This window comes from Vibrio minamisatsumaniensis, assembly GCF_050337445.1.
Taxonomy (GTDB): Bacteria; Pseudomonadota; Gammaproteobacteria; order Enterobacterales; family Vibrionaceae; genus Vibrio; species Vibrio artabrorum.
This window is the reverse complement of record NZ_JAKJSY010000136.1, coordinates 1-5,346: the sequence shown is the minus strand read 5'-3', so window position 1 is coordinate 5,346 and position 5,346 is coordinate 1. Positions and strand designations below refer to the sequence as shown.

Genomic DNA, 5,346 nt, shown 5'->3' with positions numbered 1-5,346 from the left:
CAATAACCTTGATTTGTTTCTCATTTGTTTTGTTTTCATGAATGTTTTGTTCTTTTTTTTATGCAAACTCACACATTTTCTTTTATTTGCAGTATAAAAAACAGGCAAACAGATTGGCATGAACAATTAAATTAAACGTGTTTGAATGTTAATTCATTGTGCGAAAGGAATATCACTTTGACTCTAGCGTATTAAGTCGCTCATTGTGCAGTGCAGTATGGGAATCGGGTTGTTCTAGAAAAATCCTCAGATCGTCACTATACCTTGTACAACCTAGGTTGCGGTTGATTTTATAGAATGGTGTTTTTTATTTTAGTTGGGTGTGGATTGTTGTTGAGATTATGTCCCGATAATGTGACTTTTATTGAGGGTAATTGTTTTTGAACATGTTAATAAAAGATATGTTTTCAGTGAAATGTTATTTTAATATCAGTGTGTTTGCATATTGATTTTTAGGTCGTCTCGCTGCATTATCCGCCCGTCAAAAAATACACTGATACGTAAAATGGATGCATGAAGCGACATTTACAATCTAGATCGAAGCTCATAAATAAAAAACTAATGCCGACACAACTATTGACACTGGCATAGGTGATCTAGAGGAAGGCTTGGAAGCAAGATCAGTGCTTAAACTCAATTACGAGGTTCACGTGACAGACTTAATTAATTTGATGAACGATCTCCTGTGGGGATCTATCTTAGTTTATTTGCTGGTTGGTGTGGGTATTTACTTCACTGTACGACTTGGCTTTATTCAATTCCGCCATTTTGGCCACATGTTCTCTGTTCTTAAAAACAGCCGTAAAGCAGACAGTGCTGGTATCTCTTCTTTCCAAGCTCTTTGTACCAGTCTGGCTGCTCGTGTTGGAACCGGTAACATGGCAGGTGTAGCTGTAGCATTAACCGCTGGTGGCCCTGGTGCTATCTTCTGGATGTGGTTAATCGCCATGCTGGGTATGGCAACATCGTTTGCAGAAAGTACACTGGCACAGCTATACAAAACGCGTGATAACGACGGTAACTACCGTGGTGGCCCTGCATATTACATGGAGAAAGGCCTAGGCATGCGCTGGATGGGGGTTCTATTCTCTATTTTCCTAATCATCGCATTCGGTCTGGTATTCAATGCGGTTCAAGCGAATGCGATTGCAAGCGCAATGAACACGGCATTCGACCTTGAGCGTAGCTATGTCGGTGTGGGTATCGTTATCATCTCTGCATTCGTTATCTTTGGTGGTATCCGTAAGATTGCACGTACGGCAGAAATTATCGTTCCAATCATGGCATTGGCTTATCTAGCTATCGCGATTTACGTGATGTTCGCGAACATCGAGAAAGTGCCTGAAGTTCTGGCTCTTATCTTCAAGAGTGCATTCGGGCTGCAAGAAGCTGCGGCGGGTGGCCTCGGTTATGCCATAGCACAAGCGATGATTAACGGCATCAAACGTGGTTTGTTCTCGAACGAAGCGGGTATGGGTTCTGCGCCAAATGCCGCCGCTTCTGCTACGCCTTACCCACCGCACCCAGCATCACAAGGTTACGTGCAAATGCTAGGCGTGTTTATGGATACGATTGTGATTTGTTCAGCTACAGTAGCCATCATTCTGATGTCTGGTGAGTATGTACCACACGGTGAAGTTACCGGTATCGAACTAACGCAACGTGCACTAACAGCACAAGTGGGAGAGTGGGGCAGTATCTTTGTCGCGGTAGCGATTTTCTTCTTCGCTTTCACTTCAATCATTGCAAACTATTCGTACGCTGAAACGAACCTGATCTTTTTAGAGCATAACAACAAGAAGGGTCTAGTGATGTTCCGTCTCGTCGTGCTCGGTATGGTGATGTTCGGGTCTCTCGCGACACTGCCAACGGTGTGGGCATTGGCTGACGTATCGATGGGCCTAATGGCGATCGTTAACTTAGTGGCGATTATCCTGCTATCGGGCATCGTGATTAAACTAGCGAAAGACTACAACCGTCAATTGGACGCGGGTAAAGTACCAACGTTTAATACTGATGATTTCCCTGATCTTAAGGCTCAGTTGGAAGAGGGTATTTGGGATAACAATAACAAGTAAGCTTGTTGGAGCGATAATCCGCTCATCCTAGAATAACCCGAAAGACCAAGGTTTCGACCTTGGTCTTTTTTTGTCTTCTCCTTTGCTTTGTATACCTATCAAAGCGATAGGAAGAGTCGTAAAGACAAGTTGATGTTTTTTCTATACTCTAGCAGCATCCAGTTAGATAACCGATTAGGGTAAAGTTATGTTAGTTGTCGTTTCTCCAGCCAAAACACTTGATTACGAATCACCATTAGCGACGGAACGTTTTAGTCAACCAGAGTTTATTGAACACTCTGCTGAACTGATTGAAGAGTGCCGCAAGCTGACGCCAGTAGATATTTCTGCACTGATGAAAGTCAGCGATAAAATCGCAGGGTTGAACGTAGCGCGCTTTGAGCAGTGGAGCGAGACCTTTACCCAAGACAACGCACGCCAAGCAATCCTAGCCTTTAAGGGCGATGTATACACTGGCCTAGATGCTGAAACGCTATCGGATGAAGATTTTGACTACGCACAAAACCACCTGCGCATGCTTTCTGGCCTATATGGTTTGCTTAAACCGTTAGATTTGATGCAGCCTTACCGCCTAGAGATGGGGACACGCTTAGCGAATGCTCGTGGTACGAACTTGTACCAGTTCTGGGGCAACATCATCACAGACAAGCTGAATGAAGCGTTGAATGCTCAAGGTGATAATGTGTTGATCAACTTAGCATCGAACGAATACTTTAAAGCTGTGAAGCCGAAGAACTTGGATGGCCAAGTGATTACCCCTATATTTAAAGACGGTAAGAACGGTCAGTACAAGGTAATCAGTTTCTACGCGAAGAAAGCGCGTGGCATGATGGCTCGTTACATTATCGAGAACAAGATCGACTCGATTGAGGCGCTAACCCAGTTTGATACGGCGGGTTACTACTTCGTTGAAGAAGAGTCGAACGCGAAAGAGCTTGTCTTTAAACGTGAAGAGCAAAACTAGTAGCCCTTAGTTAACGAGTTACTCTCAGTTTTAGCCTGATAACAGGCCAGATAGAGAAAAGCCCCATGCAGCGAACTGCATGGGGCTTTTTTAAGTCTTTGAAAGTGCTAAGTTACTTCTTCTTTGCTGCTTTCTTTTTCTTGGCGATTTTTTTCTTCTTGGCGATTTTTTGTTTCTCTACCGCTTTTTTATCTTCTTTCTTCGGCTTCTTCTTCTTAGTCACTGCCGCTTTCTTATGCGTAGGGCGCATGCCTTCGATGAAGCGTTCTTTGATGGGTTCGTCCGTGTAACGAGCCACACGCTCAATCATCAGTTGATCGTGCGCTTCAATGATAGAAACCGCGTTCCCTTTTTTACCAGCACGAGCCGTACGGCCGATACGGTGTAGGTAGACATCTGCTGTACGTGGCATGTCGTAGTTGATGACGTGGCTAACATCTGGAAGGTCGATACCACGAGCTGCAACGTCAGTCGCTAGCAGTACGTTTACAGAGCCGTCACGGAAACGAGCGATCGCGTTGTTACGACGATCTTGAGGCATTTCACCTTGGATCCACGCACATGGGATTTGCGCGCTTTCAAGTTGAGCTCGTAGATCACCTAGACGATCACGGGTCTTCAAGAACACGATGCTGCGCTCAGCTTGCTCTGTGATGATGTGCTTTAGGAGGTTCAGTTTGTGCTCTGCTGTGTCTGCACGATGGTACCACTGGGTGATCTTCTTACGCTCACGAAGTGATGATTTTGCATCGATCTCCGCTGGGTTGTTCAGTAGATCTTCTGTGAAGCCTTCAATGCCTTTACCTTCTAGTGTTGCAGAGAACAGTAAAGTTTGTTTACGCCAGCGACACTCTGCAGACAGACGGTCAACAACAGGACCAAAGCCCATGTCTAGCATACGGTCGGCTTCATCTAGAACCAGCCATTCAATCGCACGACAGTCAAAGCGATCGCCTTCAATGTACTCCATTAAACGGCCAGGTGTTGCGACTACGATATCTTGAGTCGTACTTAAGATATCCGCGTGCTCTTGGTACATCACACCGCCCGTGATCGTGAAGATATTTAGGCTGGTGTATTTAGCAAGCTCACGTGCTTGTTCGGTGATCTGCATTGCTAGCTCACGTGTTGGCGTCAGGATAAGCATACGTGCAGGGCCAGATTTTTTACGTGGAAAATCCAGTAGGTATTGCAGTGCTGGCAATACAAATGATGCTGTTTTACCAGTACCTGTTGGCGCAGAAGCCAAAACGTCTCTTCCATCTAACGCTTGTGGGATTGCTTCAGCTTGTATCTGTGTTGGGCGTTCGTAGCCCATTTCGTCAATTGCTTTAAGCAGCTCTTGGTTTAGATCGAGTTCTGCAAAGGTTCTGATCACTGTTGTTTCTCCACAAGCAATAAATGTTTCTGCCTCAAAAAGCAGACGATAAAAAAGAGTAGTCGGCCATTATAGAAGCATTAGTGATTAGGATCACATGGTATTTGCTACATCTTGAGATAAAAATCTTGAGTCAGTGCGATAAATGCTTTGCTGTAACCGCCTTGGTGATGAATTGTAAGCGATTCGCGCTGCAAATCTTGCTCACAAGCCGGATCTTTAGATAACTCGAACAGAATTCGGCTAGCCGGTTTCTTGTCTGTTGTTTTCACATCGAGGCATTTTGCTAGATACCAACCACATTGTTGAGCCAGTTTAATAAAGTTTTCCCCTTCTGGTGTTGGCAGTATGAAGCTGGCGGTAGCGGCTTCAGTTGTTATTTCGAAACAACGTTGAGCGAGCGCTAGGTGACCCAAGCTGTCGGTGTGTCTAGCGGTGGCTCTTTGGTTTTGTTGCGCCTGTTGACCGGAGTTGAAATAGGGGGGGTTACAGATGATCGCATCAAACTTTTGTGGAAAATCCGACGTTAACACGTTGCCGTGATGAAGTGAGATTCGATCTTGCCAAGGCGATTGATCAATATTGATGGTGGCAGCATCAATGGCGTGCTGATCAATATCTATCGCAGAGATGAACGCATCCTCAAAACGCTGCGCCGTCATCAAGGTCAACAGCCCAGTTCCTGTCCCGATATCAAGCACACATGATCTTTGTGGCAGGCTTATCCATGCGCCAAGTAGCACGCCATCGGTACTGACAGGCATACCGCTTTGCCCACCGTAAATAGAAAATTTCTTAAATTGGAAGTTTTTAGTTTCTATTGTTCTGTTTTCCATGAAAGCTCTAAGTATCGAGGTATTTTAAGTGATTGGTATTAATGTTAACCAATTTTACAGATCAATGTTCTATTCGGTTAACTATTGTTA

Annotated in this window: 4 protein-coding genes; 2 read left to right on the top strand and 2 right to left on the bottom strand. The window is 44.7% G+C overall.

Annotated features, from left to right (window positions below; all coding sequences use genetic code 11):
* Positions 1-650: 650 nt before the first annotated feature.
* Positions 651-2,078, top strand: a complete 1,428-nt coding sequence (locus tag L4B77_RS19340; protein WP_429752448.1) for an alanine/glycine:cation symporter family protein — start codon at positions 651-653, stop codon at positions 2,076-2,078.
* Positions 2,079-2,265: 187 nt separating this feature from the next.
* Positions 2,266-3,042: a peroxide stress protein YaaA gene (yaaA, locus tag L4B77_RS19335; RefSeq protein ID WP_429752446.1), complete on the top strand. Its 777-nt coding sequence runs from the start codon at positions 2,266-2,268 to the stop codon at positions 3,040-3,042.
* 112 nt (positions 3,043-3,154) lie between these two features.
* On the opposite strand, the gene srmB is transcribed toward yaaA, so the two are convergent.
* Together srmB and L4B77_RS19325 are read right to left on the bottom strand one after the other, a co-directional pair.
* Complete coding sequence (gene srmB / locus L4B77_RS19330) at positions 3,155-4,420, bottom strand: ATP-dependent RNA helicase SrmB (protein ID WP_429752444.1); 1,266 nt, start codon at positions 4,418-4,420, stop codon at positions 3,155-3,157.
* Between the two features lie 107 nt (positions 4,421-4,527).
* The gene (locus L4B77_RS19325) at positions 4,528-5,256 is read right to left on the bottom strand and encodes a tRNA1(Val) (adenine(37)-N6)-methyltransferase (protein ID WP_429752442.1); all 729 of its coding nucleotides are present in this window, start codon (positions 5,254-5,256) and stop codon (positions 4,528-4,530) included.
* Positions 5,257-5,346 lie beyond the last annotated feature (90 nt).